Source organism: Phytohabitans maris (genome assembly GCF_031085175.1).
Lineage (GTDB): Bacteria > Actinomycetota > Actinomycetes > Mycobacteriales > Micromonosporaceae > Phytohabitans > Phytohabitans maris.
In genome coordinates, this window is record NZ_JAVHUY010000008.1 from 137,597 (window position 1) to 158,800 (window position 21,204).

18 protein-coding genes are annotated in these 21,204 nt (G+C 75.5%); 3 read left to right on the top strand and 15 right to left on the bottom strand.

What is annotated here, in order from left to right:
- Positions 1 to 25: 25 nt before the first annotated feature.
- Genes RB614_RS10580 through RB614_RS10595 form a run of 4 tightly spaced genes read right to left on the bottom strand, consistent with a single transcriptional unit; the run spans position 26 to position 3,640 of the window.
- The gene (locus RB614_RS10580) at positions 26 to 445 is read right to left on the bottom strand and encodes a DUF2267 domain-containing protein (RefSeq protein ID WP_308712234.1); all 420 of its coding nucleotides are present in this window, start codon (positions 443 to 445) and stop codon (positions 26 to 28) included.
- A complete protein-coding gene (locus RB614_RS10585; protein WP_308712235.1) occupies positions 442 to 1,518 on the bottom strand; it encodes a glycosyltransferase family 9 protein in 1,077 nt (358 codons plus the stop codon). The genes RB614_RS10580 and RB614_RS10585 overlap by 4 nt, the downstream gene beginning before the upstream one ends.
- Positions 1,519 to 2,490 carry a glycosyltransferase family 9 protein gene (locus tag RB614_RS10590; protein ID WP_308712236.1) on the bottom strand — a complete coding sequence of 324 codons (972 nt, stop codon included), beginning with the start codon at positions 2,488 to 2,490 and terminating at the stop codon, positions 1,519 to 1,521.
- On the bottom strand, positions 2,483 to 3,640 hold the full coding sequence (locus RB614_RS10595; protein WP_308712237.1) for a glycosyltransferase: 1,158 nt from the start codon (positions 3,638 to 3,640) through the stop codon (positions 2,483 to 2,485). The genes RB614_RS10590 and RB614_RS10595 overlap by 8 nt, the downstream gene beginning before the upstream one ends.
- A gap of 41 nt (positions 3,641 to 3,681) precedes the next feature.
- On the opposite strand from RB614_RS10595, the gene RB614_RS10600 reads away from it, so the two are divergent.
- Both RB614_RS10600 and RB614_RS10605 read left to right on the top strand, forming a co-directional pair.
- Complete coding sequence (locus tag RB614_RS10600; protein ID WP_308712238.1) at positions 3,682 to 4,641, top strand: sulfotransferase family protein; 960 nt, start codon at positions 3,682 to 3,684, stop codon at positions 4,639 to 4,641.
- Between the two features lie 73 nt (positions 4,642 to 4,714).
- Complete coding sequence (locus tag RB614_RS10605) at positions 4,715 to 4,900, top strand: hypothetical protein (RefSeq protein WP_308712239.1); 186 nt, start codon at positions 4,715 to 4,717, stop codon at positions 4,898 to 4,900.
- Positions 4,901 to 4,958: 58 nt separating this feature from the next.
- On the opposite strand, the gene RB614_RS10610 is transcribed toward RB614_RS10605, so the two are convergent.
- The 3 genes from RB614_RS10610 to RB614_RS10620 form a co-directional block, all read right to left on the bottom strand.
- A complete protein-coding gene (locus tag RB614_RS10610) occupies positions 4,959 to 5,429 on the bottom strand; it encodes an SAM-dependent methyltransferase (protein WP_308712240.1) in 471 nt (156 codons plus the stop codon).
- A gap of 91 nt (positions 5,430 to 5,520) precedes the next feature.
- Positions 5,521 to 6,423, bottom strand: coding sequence for an intradiol ring-cleavage dioxygenase (locus RB614_RS10615; RefSeq protein WP_308712241.1), 903 nt, complete (start codon positions 6,421 to 6,423; stop codon positions 5,521 to 5,523).
- Positions 6,424 to 6,592: 169 nt separating this feature from the next.
- Complete coding sequence (locus RB614_RS10620) at positions 6,593 to 8,161, bottom strand: RICIN domain-containing protein (protein WP_428982971.1); 1,569 nt, start codon at positions 8,159 to 8,161, stop codon at positions 6,593 to 6,595.
- 312 nt (positions 8,162 to 8,473) lie between these two features.
- Here RB614_RS10620 and RB614_RS10625 point away from each other — a divergent pair, with 312 nt between their 5' ends.
- Complete coding sequence (locus RB614_RS10625; RefSeq protein ID WP_308712242.1) at positions 8,474 to 8,851, top strand: VOC family protein; 378 nt, start codon at positions 8,474 to 8,476, stop codon at positions 8,849 to 8,851.
- A gap of 86 nt (positions 8,852 to 8,937) precedes the next feature.
- Here RB614_RS10625 and RB614_RS10630 read toward each other — a convergent pair whose 3' ends face one another.
- The 8 genes from RB614_RS10630 to RB614_RS10665 all read right to left on the bottom strand — a co-directional run bounded on the left by RB614_RS10630 (position 8,938) and on the right by RB614_RS10665 (position 20,853).
- Entirely contained in the window at positions 8,938 to 10,689 is a 1,752-nt protein-coding gene (locus RB614_RS10630; protein WP_308712243.1) for a cellulose-binding domain-containing protein, read from the bottom strand.
- 263 nt (positions 10,690 to 10,952) lie between these two features.
- The gene (locus RB614_RS10635) at positions 10,953 to 12,497 is read right to left on the bottom strand and encodes a glycosyltransferase family 39 protein (protein ID WP_308712244.1); all 1,545 of its coding nucleotides are present in this window, start codon (positions 12,495 to 12,497) and stop codon (positions 10,953 to 10,955) included.
- A 60-nt stretch (positions 12,498 to 12,557) separates the two neighbouring features.
- Entirely contained in the window at positions 12,558 to 14,003 is a 1,446-nt protein-coding gene (locus RB614_RS10640; protein ID WP_308712245.1) for a hypothetical protein, read from the bottom strand.
- Positions 14,004 to 14,021: 18 nt separating this feature from the next.
- A complete protein-coding gene (locus RB614_RS10645; protein WP_308712246.1) occupies positions 14,022 to 14,540 on the bottom strand; it encodes a hypothetical protein in 519 nt (172 codons plus the stop codon).
- Positions 14,537 to 15,265, bottom strand: a complete 729-nt coding sequence (locus RB614_RS10650; protein WP_308712247.1) for a hypothetical protein — start codon at positions 15,263 to 15,265, stop codon at positions 14,537 to 14,539. The genes RB614_RS10645 and RB614_RS10650 overlap by 4 nt, the downstream gene beginning before the upstream one ends.
- Before the next feature lie 165 nt (positions 15,266 to 15,430).
- Positions 15,431 to 18,361 (bottom strand): AAA family ATPase, encoded by a 2,931-nt coding sequence (locus RB614_RS10655; protein WP_308712248.1) that lies wholly within the window; start codon positions 18,359 to 18,361, stop codon positions 15,431 to 15,433.
- 379 nt (positions 18,362 to 18,740) lie between these two features.
- On the bottom strand, positions 18,741 to 19,727 hold the full coding sequence (locus RB614_RS10660; protein WP_308712249.1) for a DUF2332 domain-containing protein: 987 nt from the start codon (positions 19,725 to 19,727) through the stop codon (positions 18,741 to 18,743).
- A gap of 7 nt (positions 19,728 to 19,734) precedes the next feature.
- On the bottom strand, positions 19,735 to 20,853 hold the full coding sequence (locus RB614_RS10665; protein ID WP_308712250.1) for a hypothetical protein: 1,119 nt from the start codon (positions 20,851 to 20,853) through the stop codon (positions 19,735 to 19,737).
- Positions 20,854 to 21,204: the final 351 nt, after the last annotated feature.

The window sequence follows — 21,204 nt, forward strand, 5'->3', positions numbered from 1 at the left end:
TCTAGCGACGTGACGGGAGCTTCGATCACGGGCCGTCGTGGCCCACGGCGTGCACCGGGTCGGGGAAGAGCTCGCGCACGTCGTCCGGGAGCTGCACCTGGGCGTCGTAGACGGCGGACGGCGGCACGGTCGCGGCCAGCTCGGCGAGGACCGCGCGGGCGTACCGGCGGGCGTGTTCCTCGTCGGTGTCGCAGGCCAGCGCGATCCGCCCGATCGGGTCCTCCCGGTTGCGGGGCGCCTCGTCGTCCCAGCTAGCGGGTTCGCCGGGGTGCCGCAGGTACGGCCGCAGCGCCGCCGGCAGCCCGTCGGCGAGGTAGGCCGCCTCGCCGGCCGGGAGCCGGTCGCCGAGGGCGCGCAGGACGGCGTGCACGATGTGGTCCGCGCCGGCGCGCTCGCCCCCCGGTTCGAGGTGGGGCCGCACGTGCGCGGTGATGTCGTCGGTCACCAGGCGATGGATACCCGCACGCCGGCCAGGCGTAACGTCTCCCGCGCGACCTCCTCGGGCGGCACGTCGAGGCACTCCTGGGCATACGGGCAGCGCAGCTGGCGGCAGGGCGCGCACGGGGTGGGCACCGAGAGCACGGTGGCCGGGGTGAAGCGCGGGGCGTACTGGGCCACCTGCTCGGTGCCGGCGAAGAGCACCACCACCGGCCGCCCGAACGCGCTGGCCAGGTGCGCGCCGCCACTGTTGTTGCAGACCACGGCGGTACTGCCGGCCACGAGCGCGGCGAGCCCGGGCACGCCGAGCCCGGTGACCCCGCCGCCGGCCCGCTCGACCAGCGCCGACTCGGCGGCCGAGCCGGCGACCACCACCCGCAGCCCGGCGCCGGCGAGCAGGCCGGCGACCCGGGCGAAGCGCTCCGGCGGGTAGCGGCGGGACGGGCAGGAGGCGCCGGGGAGCAGCAGGGCGTACGGCTCGCCGGCCGCGAGGCCCTGCCCGGCGAGGGCCTCGCGGGCCTCCGCGCGGGCGCCCTCCGGCAGGTCCAGCCGCAGCCGCGCGCCGGCCGGCGGTACCCCGACCCGGGCCAGCACGTGCAGCATCCGGTCGACCTGGTGGGTCCCGTCCGGCGGGGCGGGCACCCAGTGGGTGAGCCCGGCGCCGCCGAACTCCTTCGACTCGCCGACCCGCACCGGCACCCCGGCCAGCCGGCACAGGTACGCGGCGGGCCACGGGGACTGGGAGAACGAGGTGAGGACCACCGCCGCGTCGTACCGGCCGCCGGCGATCCGCCGGACCAGGCCGTGGTCGGCGTCCGGCGGCACCGCGTCGGGGTCGAGCTGCTGCCACGACACCGAGGCGGCGAGCACCGCGCCGAGGTGCGGGAGCAGCGGTGCGACGGCCGCCCCGGCGGGGGCCGCGAGCAGGTCCAGCCGCGCGTCCGGTGCGGCCCGGCGCAGCGCGCGTACCGCCGGGCCGGCCATCACCACGTCGCCGAGGTTGTCCGGCCGTACGACCAGGATCCGGCGCAGGGCGGCCCAGTCGATCGGCGGGCCGGCGAGGGCGGCGGGGTGCTCCATTCAGGGCCGCGCCGTCAGGCTCCGGAGCACCGCCTCGGCGACGCCGGCGGCCGGGATGTCCGCCATGCACTCCGGTTCGGTGGGGGAGAGCGGGCAGTCGGCGTGCCACCAGCAGACCTGGGTGGTGATCGCGGTCGGCCGGCGGTACGGGCAGTCGGGCCGGCCCTGCAGGTGGGTGGCGGCGGGGTCGCCGAGGCCGTACCGGCTGGCCAGCGTCGGCCCGAAGAGCGCGACCGTGCGGGCCCCGCTCGCCCCGGCCACCCGCAGCGGCCCGGTGTCGCCGCCGACGACCACGCCGCCGCGCCGGGCGACGTCGGCGAAGAGGGCGGCGAGCTCGCGCAGGGGCCGGTCGGCGGGGGCGGTGGCCACGGGGACGCCGAGGCCGTCGAGGATCGCGACGAGCTCCTTCCAGCGCCGCCGCGGCCAGAGCTTGACCGCCATGCCCGCCTCCGGTACCAGCACGACCGGCCGGCGGCGGGTGGGGCCGAGGAGCGCGGCCAGCGCCCGGGCCCCGTCGGCGCGCTCGCCGGTGGAGAGCCGAAGCCGGGGTACCGGGTCCACCGTGGACGGTTCGAGCACCCCCTCCTCGGCCAGGATGCGCAGGTAGCGGTCGCCGACCAGCTCGTCCGGCGGCGGCCGGCGCCACAGGTCGGTCACGCACCGCGCGCCCGAGCCGCGCAGCAGGTCGGGGATGCCGCCGTACCGGGTGGTGGTGACCGCCAGGTCCGGGCGCCGCTCGGCCAGCTCGGCGGCCACCGCGTCCCGCTCGCCGCCGTCCGCGGGGACGCGTACCCCGGTGACGGCCGGGTCGCCGCGGAGCAGGCCGGCGCCGGGCTCGTGGGTCACCACCCGCAGCCGGGCGCCGGGATGGCTGGCGGCCAGCGCGTGCACGGCCGGCAGCACCATGACCAGGTCACCGATGCCGCCCAGCAGGTCGACGACCAGGATCTCCGAAAAGGATCCGTCAGGCATCGGCCAGCACCCGCTCGTACAGGTCGAGGTGCGCGCGTGCCACGGCCGGCCAGGTGTGGCCGGCGGCCAGCGACCGCCCGCCCTCGGCGAGCCGCTCCCGGAGCCGGGCGTCGACGATCAGCCGGCGGAGCGTGACCGCGATGGCGGCGGCGTCGCGGCGGGCCCGGATGGCGGCGACGTTCTCGCCGTCGCGCAGCCGCGGGTCCGGCTGGTCGGGGACGGTCACCGCCGTCGGCACGCCGTGCGCGAGCGCCGCGAGCAGCGCGCCGCTCCTCACCGACACCCCGGCCGTGAACGGCAGCACCGCCGCGTCCGCCGCCGCGAGCAGCGCGGAGACCTCGTCGGCGGGCAGGTAGCCGGTGAACGTGACCGCGCCGGCCACCCCGCGCCGGTCGGCGAGCGTCTCGAGCTCGCGCCGGAAGGCCCGTGCCTCGCCCTCGGGCAGCGCCTGCGAGGCGAACCCGCCGGCGACCACCAGCCGCACGCCGGGCCGTACGGAGCGCAGGGCGGGCAGGGCCTCCAGCAGGTACCGCACGCCCTTGACCGGGTGTACGAAGCCGAAGAACACGAGCAGGAAGTCCTCGAAGCCGAGGCCGAGCCGGCGGCGGGTGGCGGCTCGGTCGGGTGGCGGGCCGGCGCGGTCCACGTTCGGCGCGATCGGGATGAGCACCGCCCGCCGCCCGGTCCGCCGCCGCACCTCCGCCCCGTGGTCCGGGTTGGTGACGACGACCGCGCGGCTCGCCGGTACCAGCAGGGCGGTCTCCCGGTCCCACAGCCGCAGCCGTTCCAGGGGGCGCCAGGCGGGCGCGGGGATCCAGGCCGGCGCGGTCCACCAGCCGTACTCGTGCAGGGTGGTGACCAGTCGCGTGCCGGCCGGCAGCAGCCGGGGGAGCAGGCCGGGGAGGGCCGAGAAGCGGTACGCCGACGGGGCGAACTGGACGTGTACCAGGTCGGGCCGCATCCGCCGGACCCGATCGGCCGCCTCGACGGTGGCGGCCAGCCAGCGGCCCGGCGCCGGCGGGCGCAGCGGCACCGCCTCGACGTCCAGTCCGGCGCCGCCGAGCGCGCCCGCCAGCCGCGCGGCGTAGTCGGCCACCCCGTCCAGGTGCGGCGGCGCCGGGCCGGTGATCATCGCGGTGCGGATCGTCACCCGCGACGTTTGCCCCTGAATCGCCCGGGTATGCCCGCCCGGTGAGTGCGCTCTCCTTCCTCGTCGTCGGTACGCCGCGCTCGGGGACCACGCTCACCCAGCGGCTCTGCTGCGAGCTGCCCGGCGTCGCGATGCCGCCGGAGACCCACTTCCTGCACCGGTACGCGCCCCGCCTGCTGGCCCGCCGGCGGTTCCCGCTGAGCCGGGGCGAGGTGGAGCGGGAGCTGGAGGACTTCCGGCACCTGCCCACCAGCGCGGGGCTGCGGCTGGACACCGGGGAGGTGCTGGACCTGGTCGGGCGGCGCTGCGACACCCTGCTCGACCTCTTCGCGGCCGTGGTGGTGGCGCTCTGCCCGCCGGCCGCCCGGTACGGCGAGAAGACCCCCGAGCACCTGCTCTGGTGGCGCCCGCTCGCCGAGGCCGACCCGCGGCTGCGGCTGGTCGGCGTGGTACGCGACCCGCGCGCGGTCGCCGTGTCGCACCGCTCGGTGCCGTGGGGCATCGAGGACGCGACCGTGCTGGCCGAGGAGTGGGCGCTCGACCAGCGCCAGCTCCGCGCCGCCGCCCGCCACCTGGGGCCGGGGCGCTGCCTGCTGCTGCGGTACGAGGACGTGGTGGCCGACCCGGACGGCGCCCGCGAGCGGCTCGCCGAGCTGCTCGCCGTCCGGCCCGGCGGCCCGGCGGCCGCACCGCCGCCGGCGGGGATCGTGCACGGCTGGGAGTGGTGGAAGTCCAGCGCGTTGCAGGCGGTGACCACCGAGCGGACCGCCGCCTGGCGGGAGGTGCTGCCGCCGGCGGACATCGCCGCGATCGAGGAGGTGGCCGGGGCGGAGATGGCCGCGTACGGCTACCTGGACCGTCCGCCGGCCCGCCGCCGCCGCGCCGGCACCGAGGTCCGCGACCGGCTCTCCGCCCGCCTGTACCGGGTCCGCCGGCTGGCCCCGCTCGCGTTCGGCCGGCCCGCACCGCGCGCGACGCCCCGCGGCGCCGGCCCGGCGTGACCGCGGGCCGCCTGGCCCGATCGCGCCCCGAGCTGCCCCTATGTAGGGGCACCCGAAAATGGAGGAGGCACTGATGGCACAGCCCGAAGAGAGCCGGGAGAAGGCGTCGGACACCGACGCGGTGCTGATGCACCCCGGCAACGACCCGGACCGGGAGACCGCGCAGGTGCGGCCGCCGGCGGAACGCGGCGAGGTGCGCGTGGAACGCGACGGCGACCTGGTGCCGGCCGAGGACGTCGCCGCCGAGGACGTCGAGTGACCTGGCGCTCACCGCCGTCGCGGCGGCGCGGGCCGGCGACCGCGTACGGCGGGGGTGCTCAGGGGCGCCTGGCCACCGCGCCGTACGCGTCGATGGCGACCGGGTCGGGCTCGTCCGGGCGCCACAGCGGGATCGGTACCAGGCCGGGCTCGACCAGCGTCAACCCCTCGAAACAGGCGGCCAGGTCGTCGGGGGAGCGCAGGACGTACGGCACGCCGCCGCTCTGGGCCAGCTTGTCGGCGCCCTCGACCACCTCGTGCGTGTTCTGCATGGTGGGCAGGCCGGTGCCGACGTCGACGAACTGCCGGATGCCGGCCTCGGCGGCCAGGTGCCGCACCACCCGGATCAGAAACTTGCGCGACTCGCGGGCCATCACCGCGATCTCCGGGTAGACCCCGGCGACGGCGTCACCGGCGGCGCGGTCCGCCTGGAAGTTGTCCTTGCCGCCCATCCGGTAGTTCCACATCCGCGCGGCGTGCGGCACGTCGGTCTGTAGCTTGTCCCTGAGTTCGCCGTCCGGGTCCACCATGCGCAGATCCTACGTGGACGGACCCGGCGCGGGCACCGGCCCGTTCACCCGATGAGGCCGGCACCGCCGGTGTTGGAGCGCTCACACCGCGTCAGCGTCCGGGCTGGCCGCCGCCGGTCGGGGTGGTGCCCGTGTCGACGCCCACGGTCAGCGAGACCGCGTACCCGTCGGTGACGTCGCCGGTCACCGTGGCGAGCTGGCTGGCGCCGCCGTCGTCGCCGAAGACGTTGTCGCTGTCCAGGCTGAGCCGCGACATGTTCTCGACGGACCGCTCGTAGCCGGCCTGGGCGTACACCTGGCGGCTCACGTCTTCCGGGAGGGCGACCTGCGACGTGGCGATCGCCTTGCCGGCGTCGGTGATGCTGCCCTGGTCGGGGTAGACCTCGAAGTGGACGTGCGGCCAGCGCCCCGCGTAGCAGGCCGGGAAGACGCTGGTGAAGCGGACCGTGCCGGCCGCGTCGGCGACCTGCACGCCGCGCAGGTAGTTCTGGTCCTGGACGCCGTCGGAGTAGAGCGAGTAGCGCCCCTCGCGGTCGCAGTGCCACACGTACACGGCGACGCCCGCGAAGGGCCCGCCACCGCCGGCCAGATCGCGGATCGCCAGCTCCAGCGTCATGGGTACGCCCTGCGCGGTGCCGCTCGACCCACCGAAGCTGGAGCGGATGTCGGCGCGGACGATGCCGCTGTCGTCCAGCACGTTCGGGCCGTTCGAGCCGTCACCGGGGTACGGGCCGGCGGTCTCGTCGGGAATCTCGCCGGTGGTGCCCGCCGCGCCGGTCGCGCTCGTCGCGGCGCTCGTGCCGGCCGGCGAGGGGGCGGACGACGGCGCGGACGTGGCGCCGCACGCGGCCAGGCCGGCGCCGGCGACGCCCAGGCCGAGCGCCTTCAGCAGCCGCCGGCGCCCCATCAGCGTGCCCAGGTCGAAGCCGAGGCCCTGGTCGACGAGCTCCTCGTCGGGGCGGGGCAGCGGGCGTCCCTCGTACTGCTGCGGCATGGCTCCTCCGATCACATCGTGGCCCCGGACCCGGCGCCGCACCAAACGGTGCCGGCGCCGCCGGTGAGCCCCTTGTGATCCGCCTGTGAACCAGCTGTGGGCCCCGCCCGTGATCGAAGCTCCTTCGACGTCGTTCCAACGGCTTCGAAGGAGCTTCGATCACCATGGCCTAGCAGCGGGAGATCGTCGAGTTGTTGAGCGTGATGTTGGAGATGGTGAGGTTGTCGGCGCAGGGGTTCTCCACGATCCGGTTGTTGACCAGCGTGAAGTTGCGCAACGTGATGTCGCGGTTGCCGGCGAACTCGGTCCGCTCGGCCAGCCGCACCTCGCCGCCGCCGCTGATCGTGCCGCCGTTCGCGGCGATGTTCACGTTGTAGCAGTTCTCGATCAGGATGGCGTTGTTGCCGGTGTTGGCGATGTCGACCCGGTCGATCTGCGCGCCGCCGCTCTCCGAGACGCAGAAGACGCCCCGGCCGCCGCCGCGCGCCCGGACCGTGCCGACCCGGACGTTGGTGCCGTAGCTGGAGCCGATCCGGCCGTTGCGGTTGGCCATCCGGAACGCGGCGTACCCGGTGCCGGCGCCGGCGTTCTCCGCGTCCACAGTGGTCACGGTGGCGTTGATGGTCTCGTTGAGCAGCAGGCCGGACTCGCCGACGTTGCGGGCGGTCACGGTGCCGATCGTGATGCCGTCCACGCCGTACGTCTCGACCGCGTGCGAGCTGGCGCCGGAGACGTACACGTTGTCGATCCGTACGTTGCGGGTCCACTGTGACGTGTCGCCGCGGTTGTCGATGCGCACACCGAGCCCGCCGGAGAGGCGCATGTCGATCTGGCCGAGGATCACGTTGGTGACGTTGCGCATGAAGATGCCGTAGAGCGGGCCGCCGGTGACGTTGAGGTGCTGCACCTCGACCTGGGTGGTGCCGCGCGAGTAGATCGGCGCCTGGTCGCCGGAGCCGGAGCCGGTCACGTTGATGGTGCCGCAGACGTCGATCGTCGTGTAGCTGGGCAGCGAGATGCGCGAGCCGGCGCTCATCGAGCCGGAGCCGCGGACCACGACCCGCTGCTTGCTGGTACGGCCGGCGGTGAGGCTGCCGATCGCCGCCTGTACGGCCGCGCGCATGTCGGTGCCGGTGTAGACGGTGCTGGAGCCGTTGCGCGCGGTCCAGGTGCTGCCGCTGAGCACCGCCTCGGCGTTGAACGAACCGCTGCCGCAGCCGGTGCCGCCGCCGCTGCCGAGGTTGACCAGCTGCCACTGCTGGTTGGCCCCGTCGAGGTCGGCGTACTGCGCGATCATCGCACCGTCCGCTGTGGACCACTCCCAGACGTCGAGGGCCTTGCCGCTGTGCCGGTTGACGAACCGCACGTAGCCGCCCGCGGAGTCGGCGAGCCGGAAGTGCTGCCGGGTGTTATCGCTAACAGCGGGCATCTGCACGAGCTGCGTCCCGTCGTTCGCGTTCGGCATCTCGAGCACCTTGCCACTGTGGACCGAGCGCACCTGGTAGTAGCCGCTGCCCACGTCGACGAAGCGCCACTGCTGCACGGCGAGGTCGTTGCGGGTGAACTGGTTGATCGGCGCGCCGTCCGCAGTGGACCACTCGTACAGGTCCATCGCCTTGCCGCTGTTGCGGTTGACGAAGACGTACGTCGCGCTGGTGTCCACCGTGGCCGCGTCGGCCGCCCGGGTCACCACCACGCTGCCGGTGACGGCGAGCGCCGCCGCGGCGAGGCCGGCCAGTGCCAGCCGCCAGTGCCGCTTTCTCACGATCTCCTCCTGTGTCGTCGGCGTGGGCCGGCCGGTCCGCCGCGCGGGTTCCGCTCGCGGACCGGTGCCCGTTCGAGGCGCGGCGTCCGCGCGGTGTCGCGGCGAGCCGGAAAGCGCTTTCCGCGCTCGGATCGTAACGATTCAATCCAGGGACGTCAATGCCTCGCGGGATGGCCGCGGCAGCCCGGTCGGGACGGGTCCTTGGCCCCTGGCGATCCGGCGACCGGGGACGGACGGTCGGGTGGAGAGTGAAGCTCGGGGTGGAGAGTGAGATGGAGGGCCGCGATGAAGGTGCTTGGCGTCGACAACGTGTTCGTGCCGGTGGGCGACCTCGCCCGCGCGGTCGAGTTCTACCGCGACGTGGTCGGCCTGCCGGTGGCGAAGCGTTTTGACGAGATGGGCATGGCGCTGTTCCAGGTCGGCGACGAGACGCCCGGTCTGGGGGTCGGTGTCACCGAGGCGCCGCGGGCCGGCGGGCAGAAGGTGTGGTTCGAGGTACCCGACGCCCGCGCCGCCGCCGAGGAGCTGTCCGCCGCCGGGGTGCGGCCGCTGGCGCCGCCGTTTCTCGTTCCGACCGGGTGGGCGTTCGAGATCCGGGATCCGTGGGGCAACGTGGTTGGGTTCACCGACTACACCGTCCGGCCCGATCTCGGCCGTTCCTGACGGATCCTTGGCGAGCTGCCTTCGGGGAGGCCGCGCGGAGGCCCGCGGCGGGTGAGCGCCGCGGGCCCCTTCCACGCCGGTGGGCGTCAGTTCGGCGCGTGGATCTGGTCGGCCGAGTTGGCGCCGTAGTCCTTGGTCGAGCCGCGGACGTACAGCGCGCTCCCGCCGCTGCCGGCGAAGTACTGCTGGATCGAGCCGGCGAACGGGGCGGTGGCGGCGTTGCGGCCGTACACGTCGGTGTAGACGGTGGTCGGGCCGCTGTTCTGCACCGTGAACGTGCCCGGCCGGAACTCCCGCAGCGTGCCCTTGAACGGCGAGCGCGGGTCGTCCCACGCCACCCGCTGCCCGGTCTGCTGGGTGACCTGGCGGACCTGGTCGCAGGAGCTGCCGCCGGCGAGGTCCGTGTAGCAGAGGTCGACGATCCGGCCCAGCCGGTTGGGCTGGCTCGGGTCGTAGTAGCGCGACGGGTTGACCACGTAGAACAGCGGCGCGATCCGGAAGCTCAGCCCGGAACCGGTCACCTGGACGTCGGAGAACCAGAAGTCGTCCATGTCGGAGACGGTGAACGGCACCGGGTTGGGGTAGAGCGGGTCGTTGTGCGTGCGGCCCTCGCGGATCGCCTGCACGCAGCCCGGCTCGGTGATCAGCCGGCCCAGCGACCGGGTGTCCGACGGCGAGTCCGCCGGCACCGCGGGCTGGACGTTGACGAACTGGCCGCCGAAGCCCGGGCACTCGCTGGGGCTGAACCCGCCGGCCCGCCCGAGCGGGATCATCGCGCTGTACCGGGCCTCGGTGACCTGGCCGCCGTTGGTCGCGGTGCAGCGCTGGTCGAGCAGCAGCTCGTGGACGTTGTTGCTGAACGCGTCCGGCGAGTGCGTGCCCTGGTGGAACTTGAGCAGGATGTCGCAGGTGGCGACCGTGGGGCCCTGCGGCGGGAAGAAGCTGGTGCCGTTGTCGCCCTGGATCACGTTGGAGTTGTTGACCGCCAGCACCTTGTGCCCGACGTGGTCCTCGTGCCGGTGGCTGGACTCGGGCATGCTGTCCAGCATCACCTCGCTGGTGTAGCCGAAGGGCGGCCAGCCGGCGGTGCCGTACAGGTCCGAGGTGCGCGGGTCGTCGCCGTGCTCGTGGCCGAACGCGCAGCCGCTGGGGTCCCGCGCCGGGTGCCAGGTCGGGTACACCTTGCCGTCCGGCCCGTACGCCCAGTACCGCGCGTGGATCTCGCGGGAGCACTCGCCGGCCTTCGGCGTGTAGCCGGTGCCGTCGGCGGCCGCGACGATGTGGTACGCGTGGCTGTGCGGCGCGCCGGCCGGCGGCAGCGCCCGGCCCCAGTCCGGGTTGTCGGTCGGCGGCCGGGTCGTCGGTGGCGGCGTCGTGGGGCCGCCGCCGGGCGGGCTGGTCGACGTGCCGGTGACCGGAGCGCCGGTACAGGTGGTGCCGTTGAGCGTGAAGCTCGCCGGCGCCGGGTTGCTGCCGTTCCACGAGCCGTTGAAGCCGAAGGACGCGGTCCCGTTGGTGCCGATGCCGCCGTTGTAGCTGGCGTTGCGCGCGGTGACGTCGCTCCCGCTCTGCGACACGGTCGCGTTCCACGCCTGGGTGACCTGCTGGCCGCCGGCGTAGCTCCAGGTCAGCGTCCACGAGCTGAGCGGGTCGCCGAGGTTGGTGACGGTCACGTTCGCGGTGAAGCCGCCCTGCCACTGCGACGCGACCGAGTAGGCCACGCCGCAGCCGGGGGCCGCGGCGTGCGCGGCGAGCGCCGTGACGACGCCGCTCCCGGCGGCCACGACGGTCACCGCCGCCGCGGTCAGCAGCCGCGACCGGTAACGATGGAAGTGCATCTTGTGGGGCCTCCTGACGAAGGACGGTGGGTGCGGAGCCGGGATGCCGGCGACCGTCCGCGAGATCCTTCGAAACGCCGCGCGCTGGCTCGTCGAGGCATGCCCCGGGCCTCAACGCCGGCTCCAGAAGTATTGAAAAGTATCAATCAGATGGCCGCCCCGCGCAACCCCGCTCTCCCCCCGGCTGTGATCGAAGCTCCCCTCAAGTCGTTCTCGCGACTTGAGGGGAGCTTCGATCACAATCACCCGACTCCGAAAGCTCTCTAGCGGCGGCCGAACGCGGACAGTTGCAGGCAGCTGGTCTTCAGGCCGGGCAGCACCGGCGCGGGCGGGGCCGGTGGGTGCAGGTCGACCAGCCAGCCGACGCCGGCGCGGAAGTCGCGGCGCTGGACGATCCGGCCCTGCTCGGCGAGGCGCGCCTCCATCACCGCCGGGGTGGCCGGGTCGGTGCGGATCCCGGAGTACGCGAGCACCCGCCGCTGACCGGCGAGGGCCGCCGGCAGGGCCTGCGGGGAGCAGTCCGGGCCGGGCGGGACCGGGCGGACGAAGCGGCCCGGGCGCAGCGTGCCCATGCTGGAGTACCAGCGGACGGCGGGGATGGACGAGACCGAGACCAGCACCAGGTCGCCGGGGCGGTGTTCGGCGGCCAGCCACGCCATGGCGGCCCGGTCGTCCACACCGTCGACGAGGCGGGGAGGCGCCAGGGCGTACTCGATCTGTGGGACCAGGACGAAGCCGGCGCCGACCGCGACCACGGTGAGTCCCGCGGCGGCCGGGATCCGGGCGCGCGGGGTGAGCGCCGCGATCGCCTCGACCCCGGCGGCGGCCGCGAGGTAGAGCGAGGGGAGCAGCCAGATCGCCAGGCGGCTGGCGAGCGGCACCGCGTGTGCCGCGCCGAGGGCTACGCCGGTGGCCAGCGGCGCGGCGAGCAGCAGGCCGAGCGGGGTGCGCCGGGCCAGGAGGACCGTGAGCCCGGCCGCGACCAGCAGCCAGAACCCGACCGTCACCGGGCCCTCGGGCAGCCGCAGCGGGTCGGCGGCGAGGCCGGCCGGGCGGTGCGCGAGCCAGCTCCACAGGCTGCCGTCCGGGAAGCCGCCGCGCTGCTGCCACCAGGGGCGCAGGTGCGGCTCGCCGGTCGTGTACCGGAGCGCGACCAGGTAGTGCACGCCGGCGGCGGCGAGCCAGACCGGGGCGAGGCTCGCGGCGCGCAGCGCGGCCCGCCATCCGCCCCGGCGCCACGCCGCGCCCACCAGCACCGCGGCCAGGCCGGGCGTGACCAGGATGGCGTCCATGCTCAGCCAGGACGCGACCGCGGCCGCCACCCACCACGCGTGCGTCCAGCGGGGGCGGGCGGCGGCCCAGGCGGCCAGGGCCAGCAGGGCGAGGGCGCAGAACGCGTCGGCGGAGTACTGCTTGAGCTCGGCCGCGTACCGGATCAGGGCGGGTGAGAGGCCGAACAGCAGCGCGGCGGTGAGCGCGCCGAGCGGGCCGAACCACGTGCGCACCACCAGCCACACCAGCACCAGCGTGGCCAGGCTGAACAGCAGGGGCTGGAGGCGGAGCACCCGTTCGCCGGAGCCGAACGCGAGCAGGAACGCCCGCTCGACCCAGAGCCAGCCCAGCGGCGCGCTCTGGTGGTGCAGCAACGGGCCGGCCAGCCCGCGGAAGCCGCCGCCGTCGCGCACGTTGATCGCGATCATCTGCTCGTCGAGCCAGAGCGGCCGGTCGTGCGCCCAGTGCCAGATCCGGGCGGCCGCGCCGGCGACGAGGGGGACGAGCGCGACGTAGACCCATCCCCGGACCCCCACGCATACCAGACTCCAGCAGGCACGGGAATGTTGCGCCGAAACCGGTGATTTCTCCTCCGGTCAGGCCTGGCAGCCCTTCGGCTCGTACTGGGCGCGGCTGAAGACGTTGGCGCGGGCCGGTGGGTCGGGGATGCCGCCGGAGCGGGCGATCGGCTTGGCGTTGAAGACGCGCAGGAAGAAGTTGACCACCTTCTGCACGACGGCCGGGATCGTGTACCCGACGTTGAACGTGGTGTCGACGGTCAGGGAGGCGCCCCGGCAGTCGAGGCTCCGCTCACCGGGTACGAGCGGGAAGAACTGGGCCAGCGCCGACCCGCGCGCCACGCCGGTGGAGACCACGATGCCGAAGTTGAGGCCGGCGGTGAAGCCGAGCGCGCCGATGCCCAGCCGGAACGTGGTCTTGAAGTCGAGGACCACGCCGTTGGCGCCGACCGACACGCCGCGTACGGAGTCGAGCAGGCTGCTCTTGATGTGCGGCCCGTCGATCTTGTAGGCGCCCCAGCTCCCGTCCCGGTAGCCGAAGCCGAGCGTGCCGCCGATCGCGTACTCGCCGGCGGCCCGCACGTTGCCGTTCTTCGCGCTGAACGCGGTCTTGACCAGCACCTCCTGGTTGGCGCTGAGCGTGAACGGGATGCCCAGGATCAGCCCGACCGGCACGCTGAAGTCGATCGGGACGGTGAACGTGCGGTCGAGCTGGCGCAGGTGCCCGATCGCGCTGGCCGCCGTCACGTCGACCTTGATGCCGGCGCCGCCGTACACCTGGAGCTCGGCGGTCGTGATCCTGCCGCCGGCGACGGCGAGGTGGAAGCGGGCGCTCGGCTTGTCCATCTTGAGCATGAAGCCGGCCTCGATGCGGATCTCGTTGTCGTCGTACCGCAGCCGCGCCCCCACCCCGCCGGCGCAGCAGGTCGGCGTCACCTCGAAGCCGTTGGTCCGGGTGGTCTTCGGCACGCCGGCGACCGGCCGGGGCATCTCCACCCGCTCCCGGTCGCCCGGGGCGTGGCGGCGCAGCGGCACCGAACGCCCGGCGGGCGAGGGCTCCGCGGCACCGGCCTCCGCGACCGCCTTCTCGTCCGTCCACAGTGCACCTTCGGAGCGGTACGACACGACGCCGTCCAGCGGCACCGGGCCGTCGCTGGCGAAGTCGCCGTCCCGTACCACGTCGGTGAAAGCGACCGGCGCGATCGTCACGGCCACCGTGTCGCCGGCGCGCCGGGCGTCCACGACCCGGCCGACGCCGCGCGCGGTCACGAACATCACCTTCCCGGGTACGAGGTCGGCGGCCCCCTTCGCGCCCGCGTCGATCGTCCACGTGAGACCGTCGGCGGTCACCGAGCGGACCGCCTCGGCCCCGCCCTCGACCAGCACGACGTCCGGCTGGAGCGTGACGTCGTCGTGCCGCTTCGGCGCGAGGCCGTAGCGGAACTCGTTCTCGCTCAGCTCCCCTCGGGGGCCTGCTTGACCGCCGCAGCCCGCCACCACCACGACGGCGAGAAGCGCCGCCAACCACCGCCGCGCCACCGCTCAGTACCGCGTGCTCATCGTGCGGGCCAGCTCTTCGAGGCGGGCGCGGAACTTCGCCGGGTCGTCGATCCGTACCAGGTGCAGCGACGTCCACACGCCACCCTTGTTGACGTAGACGGTCAGGCCGTCCACGTAGGTGTACGCCTCGTCACCCGCGCCGGAGAGCGGGGCGAGCTCGTGCCCGAGCTGCAGCTCGATGTCGTACTGCTTCTTCGCGCCGTCTCCGATGTAGACCTCCACCTGCCCGGTCGTACCGGTCGGCGGGGTGGTGTACGAGCAGGACTCCGGCGCCCGTACCGCGTCCTGCATCTTCAGGCCGGCCAGCGCCTCGGCCTCCGCCTTGGACACCAGCGCGCACGGGTCCACAGCGGACGCGGTGGGTGGCGCCGTCTCCCCGGCCGCGGCCGTCTCCTCCACCGGGACGACGGTCTCCAGCGGTGCCGCCGGTGGCGCCTCCTCGGCACGGCCGCACGCGGCGAGCGCGCCCACGACCGCCAGTGCGGCGAGCATTCGTCTCATCGGTTCCCTCTCTCTCCGGCCGGCTTGCCCTCTTCAGCCGGCTCGCTCTTTCCGGCCGCCTCGCTCTCCGCGCCTGCCTTGCTCTCCTTGCTTGCCTGGCCCTTCCCTGCCGGCTTGCTCTTTCCGGCCGGCTTGCGCTCCGCGCCTGCCGTGCTCTTTTCCGCCGGCTTGCTTTCTTCGGCCGGCTTGGTCTTTTCCGCCGGCTTGGTCTTTTCCGCCGGCTTGGTCTTTTCCGCCGGCTTGGTCTCTTCGGCCGGCTTGGTCTCTTCGGCCGGCTCGGTCTTCCCGGCTGGCTTGCGGTCTGGGGTGATCGGCGCCGGGACCGGCTCGGGGCGTGACGGCCGCGGCGCGAACCCGGTAGCGCCGGCGACCGGCGCGCCCGCGCCGCCCCTCGCCCGTGCCGGTGCCGGCGGCGGCGGTGAAGGCGGTGACGGTGAAGGCGGCGGCGACGGCGACGGCGACGGTGGTGACGGTGACGGTGACCGCGGCGATGGTGTGCGCTCGGCGATCCAGGTGGCGGGGTGGAGCCGGTCCACGCGCCAGCCGGCGGCGGTGGCGGCGGCCGCGACCGAGCGCTCGTCCCGCCCCTCCACGAGTGCGAGCACGACCTGGTCGGCGGGGAGGTGCACGGCCGCGACCAGGCGGGCGCCGTCGAGCGCCGGCAGCGACGCCGGCTCACTGCCCGGCACGTCGTACCGCTCCACGGCGAACAGTCGATCGCTCACGCACCGCACGCTAGGCCCGCACCACCCGGCGACGAATCAGGGACTTCCCTACGCGATGCCCGCCCCGCCCCCGCTCCCCTCGCTGTTGACCAGGGACTGGCACGCCCGACACGGCACCAACTCCCTGGTCAACGGCGAGGGCCGGGCGGCGAGGGGCGCGGCCGCTCAGGGGGTGCGGGCGATCGCGGCGCCGAGTTCGGCGCGGGTGGCGATGCCGAGCTTGCGGTACACGCGGGCCAGGTTGGCCTCGACCGTCTTCGGGCTGATGTAGAGCGCATCCGCGATCGCCCGGTTGGTGCGCCCCTGGGCGGCCAGCCGCGCCACGCGTTCCTCGGTCGGGGTGAGCTCGGTCGGCGCCGCCGTGCGCCCGCCGATCCGGGCCAGCTCGGCGCGGGCCCGGGCCTCGAACGCCCCGGCGCCGATCGCCGCGAACTCGGCCGCCGCCGTCTCCAGCGCCACCCGCGCCTCCCGCTTGCGGCGCGCGCGGCGGTGGGCCATGCCGGCCACCAGCAGGCAGCGGGCCCGGTCCAGCGGTACCGTCCCGGCCGGCACCGCGTCCCGCGCGGCGGCCAGCTCGGCCAGCTCGGCGGCGGGGTCGGTGCCGGCGGCGCCGGTCACCAGCACGCGGCTGCGGGCCAGGCCGAGCGCGGTCCACGGGCGGGACCGGCGGGCGTGCCGCTCGGCGAGCCGGGCCAGGCCGTCCGCGGCGGCGTCGAGGTCGCCGGCGCCGACGCAGGCCTCGATCCAGTCCGGCTCGAAGCGCTGCCCGAGCGGCTCGACGATGCCCGCGCCGCCGATCGTAGCGACCAGCTCGCGGTAGGCGTCCACGGCCTCCCGCGCCTGCCCCGCCGACAGCGCCACGAACCCGGCGAGCTGCAGGTGGATCCGGCGCCCCCAGGCGTCACCGAGCTCGCCGGCGCGGCGCAGCCCCTCCTCGGCCACCTGGCGGGCCGCGGCGAGCCGCCCCCGGTACGCGTCGAGCGTCCCGCCCAGCCAGGTCTCGCCGACCAGCCCGGTGCCGAGCTGCTCGCCCAGCTCTCGGGCGGCCGCGATGTGCCGCGCGGCCGCGTCCCACCGCCCGGCGATCAGCTCCGCCTCGCCGAGGTGGGTGAGCAGCTCGTGCTGCCACGGTTCGTCGCCGGCGGTGACCGCGTGGCCGAGGAGCGCGTCGAGCCGTTCCCGGGCGCGGTCGTGCTCGTCGATCGCCTTCCACCAGATCGCCGGTACCGTGCCGGCCAGCCAGGAGGGGTGCCCGTCCTCCAGCTCCAGCCCCCGGTCGAGCAGCTCGGTGCGGGCCGGCAGCCCCGCGCGTACCTCCTGGAAGAAGAGCTGAAACAGCGCGCCCGCCAGCAGCCCGCGGTCACCGTCCACGGTGGACATCAGGGCGATCGCGGCCTCGGCGTGCCGGCGGGCCGGCCGCGGCGCGTCGTGGAAGAGGGCCAGGTGGGCGTGGATCCGGCCGGCCAGGGGCGTGCCGGCGGGGGCCGCCGCCAGCCCGCGCTCGCCGGCCGCGACGGCGCCCGGCAGGTCGTCGGCGCACCACGCCACCATCGCCCGCAGCAGCAGCGCCTCGGCCCGCAGCTCTCCACTGTGGTCGGTGGCCACCGCGTCGGCGGCCGCGCCGGCGGCGGCGTAGTCGCCGCTGTCCAGCCGGCACCGGGTCGCGGCCAGCCGCCGGCGTCCCCGGTCGGCCGGGTCGCCGGTGGGGGTGAGGGCGGCGGCCCGCTCGTACAGGTCGACCGCGACCGCGGGCGCGCCCCGGGCCCGCTGCCGGTCCGCGGCGGCGGCCAGCTCGGCGGCGACGGCCGCGTCCGGCTCGTCGGTGCAGCGGGCCAGCTGCCGGGCCCGCTCGTCCGGGTCGGCGACCGCGTCGGCGAGCGTCCGGTGCAGGCGGCGGCGCACGCCCGGCGGGATGCCCGCGACGACCGCCGCCGCGTACATCGGATGCGCGAACTCCACCCGCAGCCCCGCCCCCCGCCCGGCCGGGGCGTGGACCCGCTCCGGGCCGGCGGAAGCGGCGCCGGAGACCACGGCCGCGGAGCCGGAGGCGTGGTCCGCGCCGGCGGAAGCCCGCTCCGCCGGGCCGGACACCGCGCGCGCGGAGCCGGAGACGACGGCCGCGGAGCCGGAGACGATGGCGGCGGAGCCGGAGGCGGCGGAGGCCCGCGCCGCGGGCGCCGGGGCGCCCGCCCACGGGTGGACCGCGAGCAGCCCGGCCTCCTCCGCCGCGTCGAACGCCTCCGCCGCCACCCCCGCCGCCGCCAGGTCGGCGAGCGTGGGCACGGTGAGCAGCGCGGCCCGGCGCACCGCGTCCCGGCTCGCCTCGGGCAGCGCCGCCAGGGCGTCCCGCAGCAGCTGGCGCAGTGACGAGCCGACCGGCAGCTCCTCGCCCGGCAGTGGCGGCCGGGGCAGCCGGGAGACGGCGCGGGACAGTTCGATGGCGAGCAGCGGGTTGCCGCCGGACTCGCGGGCGATGCGGGCGACCAGCGGGCGGCTGAGGGAGACGCCGAGCCGCGCCCGTACGACGTGGTGCAGCGCCCCCACGCCCAGCGGGGCGAGCGCGATCCGGGTGAGCCGCGCGTCGTCCAGCCCGAGGAGCGCGCCCTCGGTACGGCAGGTGACCAGCACGGCGATCTCACCGCCCAGCCGGCGCAGCGCGTAGCGCAGGGCCCGCTCGCTCGACGGGTCCAGCCACGGCGCGTCGTCCACCGCGACGAGCACCCGCGCCCCGGCCGCCTCCAGCAGCGAACGGGTCGCCGCGCCCACCGCCCGCTCGTCGGCCACTCCCTCCGCCGTCTCCGCGGTCAGCAGCACGGCCTCGGCGGCGGCCCGCTGCGGCCCGGGGAGGCCCGGCACCCGGCCGGCGAGCGGCCGCAGCAGGTCGGCCAGCGCGGCGAACGGGAGGGCCACCTCCGACTCGGTGGGCGCGCAGGTGAGCACCTGCCAGCCGGCCCGCTCGGCGGCCGCGACGAGGGCCCGCCACACCGCCGTCTTGCCGATGCCCGCGGGCCCTTCCAGCAGCACCGGGCCGGGTGCACCCAGCGCCCGCCACGCCCGCTCGTACACGGCGTCGCGGCCGACCAACGAGCCGTCCACGGCAGCGATCGTAAGGACCGGACACCAGCATCCGGATCGGACTGTCGGCCGGCCGCCGCCGCTGGTCGGTCCTCGATCATCAACAAAGACCTCGGGCTACCGCGACGTCCGTCGGGGGTCCGGACCCGATGCCACTCTCGGTAACTTGATCGAGGCTGTGATGTCCGTGCGGCGGCACCAGCGGTACCGCAGATACCTTATGGCGGACTCATAAGGTATCTGGAGTACCGCTGGTCACCAACCCGGCCGCGATCGCCGCCGAGGGCCTCACTCCACGGATCGCCGCACACGTCTTGCCGCCACCGACGCCGGCCCGAACGGCCGCCTGGCCCAAGACGAGCGGGTCTGGGCGGGATCTCGCCGGCGCTCCGGACGGTCGTCAAGGGCTTCCAGCCGGCGGCCGGGCGGCGGCCCGCCCCTCGGTGAGCGAGGGGCCGAACCAGCGCATCGCCTGGCCGTGCCCGCGCGTCCAGGCGAGCGGCACCCCGTCGAGCGCGAGCACGTTGTAGAAGGCCCCGTCCGGCGGCTCCGGCAGCCCGGCGAACGGCAGCACCTCCGGCCCCTCGACCGACACCCAGTGGCCGGGCAGCCCGCGCACCACCGCCACGAACTCGGCCCGCCGCGCCGCCGGCACGTGGTAGAGCACCGACGAGTGGAAGACCACCAGCGTCGCGCCGGCCGGCGCCCGCGCGGCCAGCGCCGGCAGGTCGTCGACCAGGTCACCCCGCACGAGCGGCGGCGGGTCCGCCGCCGCCACGGCCACCGCGGCCCGCAGCCGGGCACGGCGGTGCGCCTGCTCCGGCCAGATCAGCGCGTCGAGCCACGCGACGTCCGCGGGGGAGGCCACGTCGAGCGGGTTCAGGTCCAGACCGGCACGCCACGCGATCTCCGGTACGGCGGCCGGCGGTTCCACCCCCACGGTCGAGCACTCCAGCACCGGCTCGCCGTCGCCGACCCCCCGGTCGTCGAAGCGGTAGCCGTACCGGTCGGGGTAGAGGCACAGTCCCGCCGAGGCGCCCACCTCCAGCAGGGCGAGCGGCTGGGGGAGCGCGGCCAGCACCGGCAGGAGCACGGCGCAGCGGCCGGCCTCGTTGGTCTGCGTGACGCGTACCCGCACCTCGGCCGCGACCGCCGGCCAGTTCGCCAGCACGTACGCGCGGAACGCGGCCGGGTCCTCGACCGGCCCGCCCAGCAGCCGTACCACCCCGAAGAGCAGGTTGGGCTGCCGCTTCCCCGCGGGCAGCGTGGCGGCGAGCGCGAGCAGCTCCTCGTCGCGCGCGACGGCGAGCGCCAGCCGCTCGTACGCGGGTGAGACCCCGCGCGCCTCCCGGACCCCGAAGTCGACGTAGCTCCGCGCGATCGTCACGTACCCATCATGCCGCCCGCCGCCTGGCCGGGCCCCCGGCGTGCGGGCGGCCCGGCCGCAGCCCCGCGCGGTCGAGGCCGGCCCCGGCCGCGTCCACCCCGCGGGTGACCAGCTGGCGCAGCCCGACCGGCAGCCGTCCCGGGCCGGCCAGCCAGGCGCCGGCCGCGACGAGGAGGCCGACGGCGACGGCGAGCGTGACGAACTCGCGCACCCCTCGGGTCACGGTGTCCAGGACGTGCGCCGCCACCTCGCGCGAGTCGACGCCCGGCGAGAGGCCGTCCAGGTAGTGGTCCCGGGCCAGCGCCATGCCGCCCCGCGCGAGCAGGAGCCCCACCGCGACGGACAGGCCGGCCAGCAGCAGCCCGCGGCGGCGGTCCGGGGCGAGCGCGACGGCCCCGGCGAGCAGGGCCAGCACCAGCCACGGCAGCCAGGTGGCGACCCGGTCCAGCCAGGTCACGTACCGGCGGATGGTGGGCAGGTCGGGCGAGGAGTAGACGGTGAACGGCACCGACACCCGCGGGATCTGCCCGGCCAGCGTGAAGCCCGCCGCGACCAGGTGCTGCCGGACCGTCTCCAGCACGGCGCCGAGGTCGACGGTGACATCCGTACCGGCGCTGGCGACCGCCCCGCTCGAGCCGCCGGTCAGCACCGCCCGCAGGTCGTCGTGGGCCACCCGGTTGGCCTCGTCCCAGGCGGCGGCGAACCGTTCGGTGCGGACCATCCCGAGCACCTCACTGTGCACAAAGGACTCCACGCCGCTCACCGCCGGCGGGAGGAGCTGGTCGACCGCGGGCGGCGCCCCCTCGGCGCGCAGCCACGCGGCCGCCTCCCGGGCCAGCCCGGCCAGGTCGGCCCGGGTCACCACCTCCCGGGCGAGGCGGTCGGCGATCGCGCCCTGTACGACCGGGTCGCGGGCGAGCGGCGCCACCGTGGCCACGTACCGGTCGGTGTCCAGGAGCTGCTCGCGCACGAAGACCGCGGTGATCGACGCCACCGCCAGTACCACCGCCACCACCAGCAACGCGACCGCGCCCAGCCAGCGCCCGGCCCGGGCCGCCCGACCCGGCCGCGCGCGCGGCGCCTCGGCCCGCGGGCCATCCACCCCGGCGTTCACCGGCACGGTCATGACGCACCTCGCTTCGCGTCATCTGACCGTAACGCGTGATGAGCAGATGTTGCGCCGATTTGGCCGGATTCGGCCCCCGCGATCCACTGTCCTCAGTGGACTGTATGGGCCGCGCTGGCGCTGTGAGATTTCGCCCCTGGCCGGAGCCGGTCAGGGTGTTGCCAGATACGTGATCACCGGCGTTTAATGTCAACAACTTTACGGCGGCTTACATGCTGTGGCACGCATGATGTCGGCGAGGTTTCTCGGCAGTTTCCGGCTCACCGGACCGCTCGGCGTCGGCCCGGCGGGCCGACGCGCGACCACACCACTGTGGACACCAGCTGCGGTTTCGGGGGTGGCGCGCGGCCG